This window comes from Candidatus Poriferisocius sp. (assembly GCF_965204015.1).
Classification (GTDB): domain Bacteria; phylum Actinomycetota; class Acidimicrobiia; order Acidimicrobiales; family Bin134; genus Poriferisocius.
Genome location: NZ_OZ241965.1, coordinates 404,190 through 416,778, shown reverse-complemented (window position 1 = coordinate 416,778; position 12,589 = coordinate 404,190). Strand labels below are relative to the sequence as shown.

Sequence of the window (12,589 nt, the reverse complement as noted above, 5' to 3'; positions counted from 1 at the left end):
ATTGGGCCGTGAATTGGAATGCATCCTCGCAGCACTGAAACCAATCTAGCAGTATTGAACGACCGTTCAAGATGGATCGGCCTGGCCGAGCTAGGAGTTGGCTTGGGCCTCTTCCACGGCTTGGGTGAGGGTGTGCCAGGAAAGGGTGGCGCACTTGATGCGAACCGGGAACTTGACCACGCCTTTGAGGGCTTCCAGATCGCCGAGCTTGACGTCGGCGCTGTTGCCGTTGGTGGGGGCGGGGTCGTCGGGGTCGGGCTCGATAGACATCATGGACTTGAAGGCCCGGTTGAGCTGGTGCAGGTCTTCGATTGTGCGGCCCTTGACGGTGGCCGACATCATCGACGAGGAGGCCTGACTGATCGAGCAGCCCTGGCCGCCGAACTTGATGTCTTCGATCACCCCGTCGGCCAATTGCACATAGATGATCACCTCGTCGCCGCACAAGGGGTTGAAGCCCTCGGCCCGAACGGCGGGCGGGGTATCCAGCTCTCCCCGATTGCGGGGGTTGCGGTAGTGGTCGAGGATGATCTCGCGATAGAGATCTTCAAGATCAGGCATGGCGACGGTTCAACAGTCTACGGGCGAGGGCTCAGCGATATGCAGTCTTTCTTCATTCAAGACTTCACTCGATGAAGAAGGCGTCGGCATCGGCTAGGGCATCGGCCAAGGCATCGACGTCTGACTCGTCGTTGTATACGTACATCGAGGCCCGACTGGTGGCGGAGCAGCCCAGCACCCGCATCAGCGGCTTGGCGCAATGGTGGCCGGCCCGCACGCATACCGCGGAGCGGTCCAGCACCTGGGCCACATCATGGGGATGGATCCCCTTGTACTCGAACGACAGCACCCCGCCCCGCTCGGCTGGCTCCGTCGGCCCGTGGATGGTGATGTCGTCGCCGTAGCGCTGGTTCAGGGTCCGCAGGGCGTAGCCGGTGAGGGCCACCTCGTGCTCTCGAACCTGCTCCATGCCCAGACCACTGAGATAGTCCACCGCCGCTCCCAGCCCGACCGCCTCAGCGATGGGCGGAGTTCCGGCCTCGAACTTCCACGGCACCGCCGCGGTGCTGAACCCCTCCTTGGTCACGTTGAGGATCATCTCCCCCCCGCCCAAGAACGGCGGCATTTCCTCCAGTAGCTCGGATTTGGCCCACAGCACTCCGATTCCGGTGGGGCCGCACATCTTGTGCCCGGTGAAGGCCACGAAGTCAGCCCCCATCTCCGCCACGTCAGTGGGCAGGTGCGGGGTGTACTGGCTGGCGTCCACCATCATCAGCGCGCCGGCCTCGTGGGCGGCGTCGGCCAGTTGGCGAATGGGGTTGATGGTGCCCAGCACATTGGACACCGCGGCCACGCTCAGCAGCCGGGCGCCGTCGAGCAGGCGGTCGAGATCGGTCAGATCCAGATGGCCGTCGCTGCGAATGGGGATCCAGCGCAGCTCGATGCCCTGCTCGGCGGTCAACATGTGCCAAGGGACGATGTTGGCGTGGTGCTCCAACTCGGTGATGACCACCGGGTCGCCCGGTCCCAGATTGGCCCGGCCCCAGGTTCGGGCCACCAAATTGATTGCCTCGGTGGCGTTTTTGGCGAAGACGATCTCTGAATCCCGAGAGGCTCCAATGAACTGGGCGACCTTGGCCCGAGCCTGTTCCAACGCCTCGGTGGCCTCCACCGCCAATTGGTATGAGCCGCGGTGGACGTTGGAGTTGAACCGCTCGTAGTAGTCGGTGACCGCATCGATCACCGCTCTGGGTTTGTGGGATGTGGCGGCTGAGTCGAGGTACACCAAGCGCTGGCCGTGCACCTGCCGGCAGGTGATGGGGAAGTCGTCTCGGATGGTGGCAGGGTCTAGCGCCATGCCTCGTACCCCTCGGCGTCCAATTGCGCGGCCAACTCGAAACCGCCGCTGGCCGCCAGTTTCCCGTTCATCAAAATGTGGACATGGTCGGGCTTCAAATGGTCCAGTAGACGGCGGAAGTGGGTGATGGCCAGCACCCCCATATCCGGCCGGGAAGCCCGAACTTCCTGAACCCCGCTGGCCACGATCTTGAGGGCGTCGATGTCCAGGCCGGAGTCGGTCTCGTCCAAGATGGCCATCTCCGGCTCCAGAATGGCCAGCTGGAGCACCTCGTTTCGCTTTTTCTCGCCCCCGGAGAAGCCATCGTTCAGGTAGCGGTCGGCGAACGACGGGTCCATGTCAAACCGCTCCATCCACTCCATCACCGCCAGGCGCAGCTCCAGCACCGACAGGTCGATGCCCTTGCGGGCCGACAGGGCCTGACGCAGGAAGTTCATCACCGACACGCCGGGGAACTCCTGAGGGTATTGAAAGGCCAGAAACAGCCCGGCCTTGCCCCGTACATCAGCGGGCCAGTCGGTGATGTCGTCGCCCTTGAAGCGGATCCGCCCTCCAGTTACCTCGTACTCGGGGCTGGCCAACAGTGCGCTGGCCAGAGTTGATTTGCCCGAGCCGTTCGGTCCCATGAGAGCGTGAACCTCACCGGCCCGAACGGCGAGGTCGATGCCCGACAGGATCGGGATGCCGTCTTCAGCGGTCGCGACGTGCAGGTTCTCGACCTCGAACAGCGGGGCCTCGAGCTGGCTCACCAGATCAGTCTACGCCGGAGGAGTTGCTATCCCTATCACCGGAAAGCCGTATGACGCGCCGATGGCGGGCCTACCAGCCCCGGTCGATCCACTCCTGGAGATGGGGGCTCTCCGTGCCGATGGTGGTCTGATCGCCGTGGCCGGGGAGAACCATGGTGTCGGCCGGCAGCGGGGAGAAGATCCGCCGGTCGATGGACTTGATGATGGTGTCAAAGTCGCCACCCTCGAATCCGGTGGCCCCGGGTCCGCCCGGAAAGAGGGTGTCGCCCGAGAAAAAGATGGGCGAGCCCTCCAGACGGAACGACATCGACCCCGGAGTGTGGCCCGGCGTGTGGATGCAGTGCAGGCGGAGCCGACCCACTTCGATCACCGACTCGTCCTCCAGCAGGTAGTCGTAGGCGTCGAGCATGGCGGCATCCTCGGCGGTGACCCCCACGTCGTAGCCGGCGTTGCGCACTGCCGGGATGGCCTGGATGTGGTCCCAGTGCCCGTGGGTCTCCAGAACGGTGCGGACCCCGAGAGTGGAGCACATCTCCAGCAGCAGATCGTGCTCGTTGGCCGCGTCGATCAGCACCGCATCGCCGGTTTGGCGGCAGCGGAGGACGTAGACGTTGTTGTCCATCGGCCCGACGACCACTTTGTGGATCTCGGCCTGGGTGTCTTGCCAGTGCAGGGTCATGGCGGGCTCTTCTCGCTCTCCGACTTTGGGAATACCAGAATGTCACACCGATTGTGCCCCATCGAGACAACCAGTGACAGGTTCGAGCGTGGCTACTCGGGGCGCGGTCTAGTAGAAACAGGGCTGTGAATTTTGCCTTCAGCGAGGAACAAGAGGAGCTGCGGCGCTTCGTCCGGCAGTTCTTAGAGGACAAATCGCCAGAATCGGCGGTCCGAGAGCAGATGGACACCGAGAAGGGCTACGACGACGCGGTCTGGAACCAGATGGCCGAGCAACTTGGATTACAGGGGCTCATCATTCCCGAGGAATACGGAGGCAGCGGCTTCAGCTATGTGGAGCTGATCGTGGTGCTTGAGGAGATGGGCCGGGCGCTGCTGTGCGCTCCGTTCTTCTCCAGCGTCGTGTTGGCCGGCAATGCCCTCATCCACAGCGGGGACGAAGAGGCCAAGGCCGCCCTGCTGCCCGGCATCGCCGCCGGTGAGACGGTGGCCGCGCTGGCCTTCACCGAGGAGAACGGCCGCTGGGACGAGTCGGGCATCACCGTTGAGGCCAGCTCTGACGGCGACGGCTGGAGGATCAGCGGCACCAAGATGTTCGTGATCGACGGCCACACCGCCGATGTGGTGCTGGTGGCTGCTCGCACCGCCGGCGGCGTGAGCCTGTTCTGGTGCTCCAGCGACGCCGAGGGGTTGACCCGCACCGCGCTGTCCACCATGGACCAGACCCGCAAGCAGGCCCGCCTCGACTTCGACAACACTCCGGTCACCCTGATTGGGGCTGAGGGCGGTGGTTGGGCGGTGCTGGAGCGAGTGCTCGACCTGGCCGCGGTGGCTCTGGCCGCCGAGCAGGTGGGCGGCGCCCAGATGTGCCTGGACATGTCGGTGCAGTACGCCAAAGACCGGGTGCAGTTTGGGCGGCCCATCGGGTCGTTCCAGGCCATTAAGCACAAGTGCGCCGACATGCTGCTGGAAGTGGAGTCGGCCAAGTCGGCCGCCTACTACGCCGGCTGGTGCGCCTCGGAGCTGAACGACGAGCTCCCCTCGGTGGCCAGCTTGGCCAAGGCCTACTGCTCGGAGGCCTACTTCCACGCCTCGGCGGAGAACATCCAGATCCACGGCGGGATCGGCTTCACGTGGGAGCACCCCGCTCATCTGTACTTCAAGCGGGCCAAGTCGTCGGAACTGCTCTTCGGCGACCCCACCTACCACCGCGAGCTGTTGGCTCAGCGCATCGGCATCTGACGCTCTTATTGATTCTCGCCGCAGTACTGGTGGTCGGGCTGGCGGCCTATGCGGTGATGCGGGTCTCGTCCCGTTTGGCCCACACCCGGACTCGAACGGTCTATGACCTCTTCGAGGCGGTGGACTTTGTGGCCGAGCGTCTGCCCGAAGCGTTGTCGGCCAAATTGAGTTACGACGATGTGCAGGAGATCTTGCTCTGGCGACTGGATCACTTGCGGCTTCAGGGCTCTGCCACCTATGGGCGGGCCGACATCACCGCCACAGAGGCAGAGAGCCAGGACGAGGATGTGGTGACCAGCGACGACGACTCGGTGGACTATGTGCTGGCCAAGGCCACAGAATCTGAGAGGGACATCGACGCCCTCGACGTGGTGATTGTGCTCGACCTGGAGAGCCAATACCTCCAAGCCATCGGAGCTCTCGGCCCTCCAGCCGAAGAATCCCCCTAGTGAAACGGTACGGTTTGGGGATGGACAGGCCGCGGTCGCTGGAGGGCTTTCGGTACGTGGGGGACAAGCGGTCCCAGTTGGTGTACGACTTGGATGAGGTGGGGGACGAGTCGGTCATCGAGGAACTTATTGCATCCGAGCAGTTCCTGGTGTTCGGACCCGACACCCTGGCCGAGGCCCGAAACCGCGGCTATCGGCCCCGAACGGTATGACCTGCTGGAAATTGTCCAATTGGTCCGCACCGCGGGAGCCTTTGGCCAGGATCGCATCAGTGTGACTCATTGGCAGAGCTCTGGCGGGCTCAAGCTTGCCGGGCATCTGACCCTGCCGGAGAGTCGGCGAATGCGGGCGCTGCCCGGAGTGGTGCTGTGTCCTGGCTTTCCGTCGGCCGCCAACGGGGGTGCTCGGGCTGCTGAGCGGATCTATCCCCTGGCCGACCGGATCGCCCAGAATATGGAATGGGCCGCTCTGGTGCTCAACTACCGGGGTTGCGGCGACAGCGAGGGCGATTTCTCGCTGGATGGATGGACGGACGACATCCGCAGCGCCGTCGACTATCTGAACGGGCTCGAGCAGGTGGAGGGGGTTTGGCTGGCCGGATTCGGCATCGGCGGGGCACTGGCCGCCCACGTGGCTCAGGATGACAATCGAATTAGGGGAGTCGCCACCATGGGGGCCCCGGTGGACTTCGCCCACTGGGGCCTCGACGCCTCTCGTGTTGTTGACTATGCCCGGTCCCTCGGGATCATCTCTTCCCCCGAATTTCCCGAGGCCATTGATTCCTGGGCCAAATCGGCCCGTTCGATCCAAGTAGACCGCTGCGCCGCCGAGATCGCTCCTCGCCCCATGCTGGTACTTCACGGATCCAACGATCGGGAGGTTTCCCCCCTTGACGCCAGGGCCATCGCCGACGCCCACGGCGACGCCGGTTTGCGCATCATCAGCGGAGCCGGCCACCGCCTCCACTCGGACCCCCGCTGCATCGCCATCCTCCTAGGCTGGCTCGACTCCCAAATAACCCTCATCCCCTGAGGCGGGGAATCCATTCCGAGGATGCTGACAGGCATCAAATGCACACCAGGGTTTTCTCGGACAAGGGAGTATGCTGAGGTCGTGGCACTTCAGGACGTGGTGTTCCAATTCGACGATGACCTTGTGGAGCAGTTGGACAAGCTGGCTGCTAAACAAGGGACGAGCCGCTCTGTGCTGGTGCGTCGTATCGTCACCACGGCCATTGCTGCCACGGAATGCGAGGCCTCAGATCAGGAGTTGCAAGAGGCCTACCGCCGAATTCCACAAGACCAAGGTCTTGTGGCCTCCTCCTCCCGGGTTGCTGCTATCACCGCACCTGAGTGGTAAGCCGCGGCGACGTCTTCTGGGCAGACCTCGGCCCGCCGCACGGACGGCGTCCTGTCTGCGTCCTCACCCGCAACGCCGCGCTTGCAGTGCTTACTTCAGTCACTTGTGCTCCGATTACTCGGACTATTCGGGGAATTCGCTCCGAAGTCGAAGTCGGCCTAGAGGAGGGGCTGTTGTCGCCCAGCGTGATCAATTGCGACAACGTCCTCACCATCTCGCAAACCCTGCTTGACTCCGAGCCCGTCGGCCGCCTCAGTGTCGATGTCCGAACACGACTCGACCAAGCCCTGCGCTACGCACTGGATATTCGCTACTGATTGTCTACCCCCGGCACCGACAGGAATTGATGGATGGCGTGGAGTGAGGAAATGACGCTGCACCGGCCCTCAGGGAGGGTGATGGAGTTGTGATCATGGGGGCGGCGGGCAATGAGGAGTGCGGCCATGTCCAGGTTGAGGGCGGGGGCGATGTCGCGGGTAAGGCTGTTGCCGACGAAGACGGCCTGTTCAGGGGCTATTCCGAGTTGGTCTAAGGCCCGCAGGAACGGCTCGGGGTTGGGTTTGCCGATATCGAACTCGCCGGCGACGACGGTGGGCAGGCCGAGGCGATCTAGTCCGGTAAGGCGCAGCTTGGTTCGCTGCGTGTCGGGGGCACCGTTGGTGACGATAGCCATCGGTATCTCTGGCTGAAGTTGGCTGATGACTGGCTCGGCGTCGGGGTAAGCCTCCATGCGGTTGAGGCGTTCGTCGACGAAGCGTTCGGACAACTCCTCAACCGTGCGAGGGTCAACGGTGGTCTGACGCTCAATCGCCTCACGCCACACGGCCTGTCGATGCGAAAGCCGCACTGCCCGGAGGTCAGACAATTCTTGGCCGGGCCCCTCGAAGGTCGCCCACAGGGCTTCCCAACTGGCGATGCCCACCCGGCGAGCAAAGTCAATGGTGGGCAGGCTAGACCATTGGGACTTGGCCTCGTCAAAGACGTCTTGCTCGAGCTGTTCCGGGTCGACGTCGAGAACGGTGGAAGCATGCCGACACGTCGCCGCCATCGCTGCTTCGGCTGCGGGCCGCTCGACAACGAGAGTGTCGTCTAGGTCCCAGATCACTGCGTCAACTGAAATGGGTAGACCGTCTCTTTGATTCTGGTTGGCCAAGCGATCTCGCTCCGTTCAGCATCACACCGCCACGGCTGATCCCGGTGTCGTCTGAACCATACTGCGAGATACGTCCGATTGGAGTTGGCTCGAAGTGAAGTTGCCACTGGAGTCAATAGGCTCAAAGACTTGGCAGAGCGTGGAAAAACACCCATCGTGGGTAGGATGTCGTCGTGGATGCAGTGCGCGTTGTAGAGGTTGAGCCGAGAGGGCTCTACCGGTTGTGGCTGCGCTTTGCCGACGGCGTCGAAGGTGAGGTGGACCTCTCTCGCTGGGCCTCGAAGGGCGTGTTCTCCGCGTGGTCAGATCCAGCCTTCTTCCGGAATGTGAGCATTCGCGATTACGGGGCAGTGGCCTGGGGCGACGGCGACGACGTGGAACTCAGCCAACACGGGCTCTATATGGACCTCACTGGCAAGTCGCTCAAGGACCTATACCCGAAGCCCTGGCAACCACTTTTGGACTAGCCGGGCTGCCGATGCCAGAACTCAGTCGCTTCTACGGCATTGTCATTCGGATGTTCGCCAACGACCACAACCCTCCGCACTTCCACGCTCAATATGGCGAGCACAGTGCAACGATCGATATCGCCACGCGTTCGATTATTGAAGGATCACTACCCAGGCGATGCCGAAACATGGTTGCAGAGTGGAGCGAGCTTCATGAACAAGAGCTCATGTCAGCGTGGCACACCCTGAAGAGCGGAACGCCTCCACAGAAGATCGCCCCGCTTAGCTGAGCTACTTCTAAACGCACCTCAGTGCGCCAGGATTCTTACTGGCATTCAGTCTTGCTTGGTTTTGCCTTTGGCTTTTTGGGCTTTTTTCCAGGCTCTTACTTCGGCTAGGGCTTCGGGGCTGTCTATGTCGGCGACGGTGCGGGGGGTGGGGTCGGAGAAGGGGGCGGCGGCGGTTTCCCAGCCTTCGGGGGTTATGTCGAAGCGCTTGGCCAGGACGGCGAGGAAGATCTTGGCCTTTTCGTCGCCGTAGCCGGGTAGGGCCTTGAGGCGCTTGAGCAGTTCTGGACCGGTGGCGGCTTCAGTCCATACCCGGCCAGCGTCGCCGTCATAGTGGTCTACGAGGTGGCGGGCAAGCTCTTGGGCTCGGCGGGCCATTGATCCGGGGAACCGGTGGAGGGCGGGTTTCTCCTTGAATGCGGCCTCGGCTTTCTCGGGATCCATCGCAGCCAATCCCGCGGCCGAGAAGTCTTCGGGGATGCGCTCCTTCAACCGCGAAGGTGACTTGAAGGCCCACTCCATGGGGACTTGCTGGTCGAGCATCATGGCCAGCAACAAGGCAAATGGGTCATCGATGAGGAGTTGGTCGGCGTCGTGATCGCCGGTAACGGCAAGTGTTCCCATCGGCCCATCGTACCGGCCACGAGTTACAACGCGTAGCCTGGAACCGTGGCTAGATCGTTCGCCAGGCTCCTCGGACATCCCAGCCTATGGATTACCGCGGTGCGGATGGGATGGCGGTTGAGGTTGCTCCCCGATCCGGCATATTTGAAGTTCCGGATGGTCACTATGTACGGCGATGCCGATGCCCAGCCCCGCGCCGATGACCTGATTACGTACTTGCGATGGTGCAAGGTTTGGGAGCGAACCGGGTAATCCGCGCAAAGCAGCCCGGCGGGTTCACTATGGTTTTCCCCATGAGCCGGGCGCTGGTGCTGAACGCATCTTTCGAGCCGCTGAGCGTGGTGTCGCCCCGGCGCGCCCTCGTGCTGGTGATGGCCGAGAAGGCTGAGGTCGTGCTGGAGTCCGGTGAGCGGTTCCGCTCCGAGCGGCTCGATCTGCCGGTGCCGTCGGTAGTCCGGTTGCGATACTACGTGAAGGTGCCGTTCTTCCGCACGGGCGGGCTCAGTCGTCGGGGAGTGTTCGCCCGAGACGGCTATCGCTGCCAGTACTGCGGTCGCCATGCCGATTCCATTGACCATGTCCGGCCTCGCAGTCGGGGAGGGACCCACTCGTGGGAGAACGTGGTGGCCGCTTGTCGGCGGTGCAACATGGCCAAGCGGGATCGGCTGCTCTCCGAGACCCACATGCGGCTCATGCGTCCGCCGGCCGAGCCGCCCCGCTCCGCCTGGGTGGCCTCTGCCGTGGGCCATGTGCCCCACGACTGGCTGCCCTACCTCGACCCATCGGCTGAGTCCGTCGCCTGATCCCTTGTCCATCGGGGGCGGATGGACAATCCGCCGATTGGGCGGATCGGTGGGGGAGTTGCACGACCTCAACCCTGGCCCCGATGTCGATCGGGAGATTTGGCTGATGTCACCCCATAACACGGCGCTGGTGCTCGGATCGGCCCAACCCGAGGAGATCGCTTCGAGCGCGATCACCGATGGGTCAACGGTCGTACGCCGCCGAAGTGCAGGGGGCGCAGTGCTGGTGGCGCCCGATCACTCGGTCTGGGTCGACGTGGTGATCGGTTGCCGCGACCCGCTTTGGGATGACGATGTGAACCGGGCACCCCTGTGGCTGGGCGAGGTCTGGGCCGCGGCCCTGGCCTCGTTGGGCATCGGGCCCGGCGAGGTCTTCGACCGCTATGAGCCCGGTCCGTGGGGACGGTTGGCCTGCTTCGCCAGCCGGGGGCCCGGCGAGGTGCTCGTGAGCGGGGCCAAAGCGGTGGGTGTCACCCAGCGGCGAACCCGGACCACCGCGCGATTTCAAACCCTCTTGTATCGCCATTGGGACCCCGAAGAGCTATTGGCTCGCCTGGCGGATTCATCGGCCCAGCTTCGAAACGCCCTTTCGTCGGCCGCCTGGCCGGTAGAGGCCCAGCCTGCCGATATCCACGCGGCGTTCTTGGCCTCCCTGCCTCGTTAGGCGGCTCTAGAGGCTTCTCCATTTCCATTCGCGCTTGATGGCGTCTTGATGGCGTTCGCGTTTCCACGCGGCCGCGGTGGTACCTGCCACATCTATTTCGTTGGATTGGGTTGCATGGGTGGGGCAGGGGGGGATAAGGTGGGACGAAGTGGGAGAGAAGGGGAGACGCTCGGGACCCGTTGGGGGGAATTGTGCTCACCGGTGAGCACGCTCGTTCCCTTGATGACAAGGGCCGGCTCTCGCTGCCGCCGGCCTTCCGCTCGGTGCTGGCCGAAGGGGCCTATGTGGCGATCTACAAGCAGTGCCTCGGAATCTGGACTGCGGAGGAGGCCCGAAGCTCGCTGGAGCGGCTCGAGGCTGCCGTGCGGGCCGGGGAGGCCACCGGCGATGAGTTGCGCCGATTCTCTTCCAGCCTGGAGCCGGCGACTGTGGATGCTCAAGGCCGATTGAGCCTCCCCACCTCCAAGCGTGAAGTTCTGGGTCTGGACAAGAACGTGGTGCTGGTCGGTGTGTTCAACCGCGGAGAGGTGTGGGACGCGGAGCAATGGCAGTCGCTGCAAGCCGAACTCGGCGAGGCAGACGTTGACCGGTGGTTGTGATGTGGATCCGCAAACAGAGAACAAGGTTGGTGACCTCCATGTAGGCCAACAAGGAGTGCGCTCATGGGCAGTCCTCCGTCCGACGAGATGGAAGGCCCCTACTCCGCCCGCTTGCCATCTGACACAACCGGGGAGAAATCCCGGAGTGCGGTCGCCGGGCGGAGGACTGCCGATGGGCGACATTCTTGCCGTCCGATCACATCGGACGCAAAAAACAGGCCCTTCACCAGTCCGTCTGCTGAATCGCCAGGGAGGTGAATGAACATGAACGGGGGGACATCGACAGCGATCGAACGTCGTTTCGTCCATCATCCCGTCATGGTGACAGAAGTGGTGGCGCACTTGTCCGCGGTCCCGTCGGGAGCCTTTCTCGACGCCACCGTAGGCGGGGGAGGTCACGCTCGGGCGCTCTTGAACGCCCGTCCTGATCTCTCGCTGATAGGCCTCGACCGTGACCCCTCCGCGGTCGAGGCCGCCACCACTGCATTAGCTGGCCGAGGAGCGACGATCCGCCACGCCAGCTTTGGCCAATTGGGCGATGCCTTGGATTCCCTGGGCGTAACTCGCATTGTGGGATCCCTGTTTGACTTCGGGGTCAGCTCTCCGCAACTGGATCACCCAGAGCGGGGTTTCAGCTATCGCCACGACGGTCCGCTGGATATGAGGATGGATGGCGGCCAGCAACTCTCGGCCGACGAAGTGGTGAACAAGTGGTCAGCCTCTGAACTGATTAAGATCCTGCGGTCCTACGGCGATGAGCGCTACGCCAACCGAATTGCCGCCGCCATCGCTTCGGCCCGGCCGATCGCGTCCACCACCGCGTTGGCCGAAGTGGTTCGCGATGCCATTCCCGCTCCCGCCCGACGCCGGGGAGGCCATCCGGCCAAGCGGACCTTCCAGGCCATTCGCATCGCGGTCAACGACGAGTTGAACCAGATTGAGCCCGCCCTGGATACAGCCATCGACCGGATGGTGCCTGATAGCCGGGGGGTGGTCCTCAGCTATCACAGTGGAGAAGACCGCATCGTGAAGCAGGTGCTGCGTCGCCAAGCGGGGCTGGATGATGAAGCTCGTTTCCGGGGGCTGCCCCGGCCTGCGGCCCACATGCCGCCCGCCATCGAACTGGTTCCCCGAGGCAGCCGCCGACCGCGACCGGCTGAGGTCGCCGACAACCCCAGAGCTTCCAGCGCCCGCTTCCGGGCCTTCGTCAAGCGAGGGGCGGCTACCGATGAGGGAGAAGCATGATGGCTGCTCCTCGGCACCATCCCCGCCCAACGCCCACAGGGCCCGCCGAACGTCCTCGCCGGCACCTACAGCCAGCCCCGAGGCCGCGCCGCAGATTGATGTCTTTGGTGGGCTGGGTCATCGCGGTGACGGTGGTGATCGCCCTGTTTGCCCTGGCCCTGTTCCACGCGGTGATTGTCGATCGCCAGGCCACCCTCGACGATCTGAATGAGCAGCTCGAAGAAGTCCAAGTGGAAAACGAGAAGCTGCGGCTCTACGTGGCCAGGGCCGAGGCTCCCGACCGCATCAGAGCGGAGGCCCTGTACCGATTGGGGATGGTGGAACCTGAAAGCCGCATCTATTTGGCACCGGTGGAACTGGTTGAGGGCGGAGTGGGGTGATCACCTCCGACAAAGCTGGGCGGACTCGCTCCCTGCGCCGACGAGGGGCC

20 protein-coding genes are annotated in these 12,589 nt (G+C 63.6%); 14 read left to right on the top strand and 6 right to left on the bottom strand.

What is annotated here, in order from left to right; genetic code table 11:
• Positions 1-90: 90 nt before the first annotated feature.
• The 4 genes from sufU to ACOGJC_RS01890 form a co-directional block, all read right to left on the bottom strand.
• Positions 91-561, bottom strand: coding sequence for a Fe-S cluster assembly sulfur transfer protein SufU (sufU, locus tag ACOGJC_RS01905; protein ID WP_419846823.1), 471 nt, complete (start codon positions 559-561; stop codon positions 91-93).
• 64 nt (positions 562-625) lie between these two features.
• Positions 626-1,858 carry a SufS family cysteine desulfurase gene (locus ACOGJC_RS01900; RefSeq protein WP_419846822.1) on the bottom strand — a complete coding sequence of 411 codons (1,233 nt, stop codon included), beginning with the start codon at positions 1,856-1,858 and terminating at the stop codon, positions 626-628.
• Positions 1,849-2,607, bottom strand: coding sequence for a Fe-S cluster assembly ATPase SufC (gene sufC / locus ACOGJC_RS01895; RefSeq protein ID WP_419846821.1), 759 nt, complete (start codon positions 2,605-2,607; stop codon positions 1,849-1,851). The genes ACOGJC_RS01900 and sufC overlap by 10 nt, the downstream gene beginning before the upstream one ends.
• A gap of 70 nt (positions 2,608-2,677) precedes the next feature.
• Positions 2,678-3,286, bottom strand: a complete 609-nt coding sequence (locus tag ACOGJC_RS01890) for an MBL fold metallo-hydrolase (RefSeq protein WP_419846820.1) — start codon at positions 3,284-3,286, stop codon at positions 2,678-2,680.
• A 125-nt stretch (positions 3,287-3,411) separates the two neighbouring features.
• Here ACOGJC_RS01890 and ACOGJC_RS01885 point away from each other — a divergent pair, with 125 nt between their 5' ends.
• The 6 genes from ACOGJC_RS01885 (at position 3,412) to ACOGJC_RS01860 (ending at position 6,652) form a co-directional block, all read left to right on the top strand.
• A complete protein-coding gene (locus tag ACOGJC_RS01885) occupies positions 3,412-4,527 on the top strand; it encodes an acyl-CoA dehydrogenase family protein (protein WP_419846819.1) in 1,116 nt (371 codons plus the stop codon).
• Between the two features lie 8 nt (positions 4,528-4,535).
• A complete protein-coding gene (locus tag ACOGJC_RS01880) occupies positions 4,536-4,976 on the top strand; it encodes a hypothetical protein (RefSeq protein WP_419846818.1) in 441 nt (146 codons plus the stop codon).
• Between the two features lie 20 nt (positions 4,977-4,996).
• Entirely contained in the window at positions 4,997-5,188 is a 192-nt protein-coding gene (locus tag ACOGJC_RS01875) for a hypothetical protein (RefSeq protein WP_419846817.1), read from the top strand.
• A gap of 61 nt (positions 5,189-5,249) precedes the next feature.
• On the top strand, positions 5,250-6,008 hold the full coding sequence (locus ACOGJC_RS01870) for an alpha/beta hydrolase (protein WP_419846816.1): 759 nt from the start codon (positions 5,250-5,252) through the stop codon (positions 6,006-6,008).
• A gap of 81 nt (positions 6,009-6,089) precedes the next feature.
• Complete coding sequence (locus ACOGJC_RS01865) at positions 6,090-6,335, top strand: ribbon-helix-helix domain-containing protein (RefSeq protein ID WP_419846815.1); 246 nt, start codon at positions 6,090-6,092, stop codon at positions 6,333-6,335.
• On the top strand, positions 6,329-6,652 hold the full coding sequence (locus ACOGJC_RS01860; protein WP_419846814.1) for a type II toxin-antitoxin system PemK/MazF family toxin: 324 nt from the start codon (positions 6,329-6,331) through the stop codon (positions 6,650-6,652). Before ACOGJC_RS01865 ends, ACOGJC_RS01860 begins: the two co-directional genes overlap by 7 nt.
• Here the strand turns inward: ACOGJC_RS01860 and ACOGJC_RS01855 are convergent.
• Complete coding sequence (locus ACOGJC_RS01855) at positions 6,646-7,440, bottom strand: HAD family hydrolase (protein WP_419846813.1); 795 nt, start codon at positions 7,438-7,440, stop codon at positions 6,646-6,648. The two genes, ACOGJC_RS01860 and ACOGJC_RS01855, sit on opposite strands and share 7 nt — an antisense overlap.
• Positions 7,441-7,661: 221 nt before the next feature.
• On the opposite strand from ACOGJC_RS01855, the gene ACOGJC_RS01850 reads away from it, so the two are divergent.
• A complete protein-coding gene (locus tag ACOGJC_RS01850) occupies positions 7,662-7,955 on the top strand; it encodes a DUF2442 domain-containing protein (protein ID WP_419846812.1) in 294 nt (97 codons plus the stop codon).
• A gap of 11 nt (positions 7,956-7,966) precedes the next feature.
• The gene (locus ACOGJC_RS01845; RefSeq protein WP_419846811.1) at positions 7,967-8,227 is read left to right on the top strand and encodes a DUF4160 domain-containing protein; all 261 of its coding nucleotides are present in this window, start codon (positions 7,967-7,969) and stop codon (positions 8,225-8,227) included.
• A 45-nt stretch (positions 8,228-8,272) separates the two neighbouring features.
• Here the strand turns inward: ACOGJC_RS01845 and ACOGJC_RS01840 are convergent, their stop codons facing one another.
• Positions 8,273-8,848, bottom strand: a complete 576-nt coding sequence (locus tag ACOGJC_RS01840) for an HhH-GPD-type base excision DNA repair protein (RefSeq protein ID WP_419846810.1) — start codon at positions 8,846-8,848, stop codon at positions 8,273-8,275.
• 45 nt (positions 8,849-8,893) lie between these two features.
• Here ACOGJC_RS01840 and ACOGJC_RS01835 point away from each other — a divergent pair, with 45 nt between their 5' ends.
• The 6 genes from ACOGJC_RS01835 to ACOGJC_RS01810 all read left to right on the top strand — a co-directional run bounded on the left by ACOGJC_RS01835 (position 8,894) and on the right by ACOGJC_RS01810 (position 12,539).
• A complete protein-coding gene (locus ACOGJC_RS01835; protein ID WP_419846809.1) occupies positions 8,894-9,100 on the top strand; it encodes a hypothetical protein in 207 nt (68 codons plus the stop codon).
• A 41-nt stretch (positions 9,101-9,141) separates the two neighbouring features.
• Positions 9,142-9,651, top strand: a complete 510-nt coding sequence (locus tag ACOGJC_RS01830; RefSeq protein ID WP_419846808.1) for an HNH endonuclease — start codon at positions 9,142-9,144, stop codon at positions 9,649-9,651.
• Positions 9,652-9,655: 4 nt separating this feature from the next.
• Entirely contained in the window at positions 9,656-10,315 is a 660-nt protein-coding gene (locus ACOGJC_RS01825; RefSeq protein WP_419846807.1) for a hypothetical protein, read from the top strand.
• A gap of 179 nt (positions 10,316-10,494) precedes the next feature.
• Entirely contained in the window at positions 10,495-10,914 is a 420-nt protein-coding gene (locus ACOGJC_RS01820; RefSeq protein WP_419846806.1) for a division/cell wall cluster transcriptional repressor MraZ, read from the top strand.
• Positions 10,915-11,172: 258 nt separating this feature from the next.
• On the top strand, positions 11,173-12,159 hold the full coding sequence (rsmH, locus tag ACOGJC_RS01815) for a 16S rRNA (cytosine(1402)-N(4))-methyltransferase RsmH (RefSeq protein WP_419846805.1): 987 nt from the start codon (positions 11,173-11,175) through the stop codon (positions 12,157-12,159).
• A gap of 98 nt (positions 12,160-12,257) precedes the next feature.
• Positions 12,258-12,539: a hypothetical protein gene (locus tag ACOGJC_RS01810; protein WP_419846804.1), complete on the top strand. Its 282-nt coding sequence runs from the start codon at positions 12,258-12,260 to the stop codon at positions 12,537-12,539.
• Positions 12,540-12,589: the final 50 nt, after the last annotated feature.

Coding starts and splice junctions, on each gene's coding strand:
- sufU (WP_419846823.1), bottom strand. CDS start 561: ATGCCTGATCTTGAAGATCTCTATCGCGAGATCATCCTCGACCACTAC.
- ACOGJC_RS01900 (WP_419846822.1), bottom strand. CDS start 1,858: ATGGCGCTAGACCCTGCCACCATCCGAGACGACTTCCCCATCACCTGC.
- ACOGJC_RS01890 (WP_419846820.1), bottom strand. CDS start 3,286: ATGACCCTGCACTGGCAAGACACCCAGGCCGAGATCCACAAAGTGGTC.
- ACOGJC_RS01875 (WP_419846817.1), top strand. CDS start 4,997: ATGGACAGGCCGCGGTCGCTGGAGGGCTTTCGGTACGTGGGGGACAAG.
- ACOGJC_RS01845 (WP_419846811.1), top strand. CDS start 7,967: ATGCCAGAACTCAGTCGCTTCTACGGCATTGTCATTCGGATGTTCGCC.
- ACOGJC_RS01840 (WP_419846810.1), bottom strand. CDS start 8,848: ATGGGAACACTTGCCGTTACCGGCGATCACGACGCCGACCAACTCCTC.
- ACOGJC_RS01830 (WP_419846808.1), top strand. CDS start 9,142: ATGAGCCGGGCGCTGGTGCTGAACGCATCTTTCGAGCCGCTGAGCGTG.
- rsmH (WP_419846805.1), top strand. CDS start 11,173: ATGAACATGAACGGGGGGACATCGACAGCGATCGAACGTCGTTTCGTC.
- ACOGJC_RS01810 (WP_419846804.1), top strand. CDS start 12,258: ATGTCTTTGGTGGGCTGGGTCATCGCGGTGACGGTGGTGATCGCCCTG.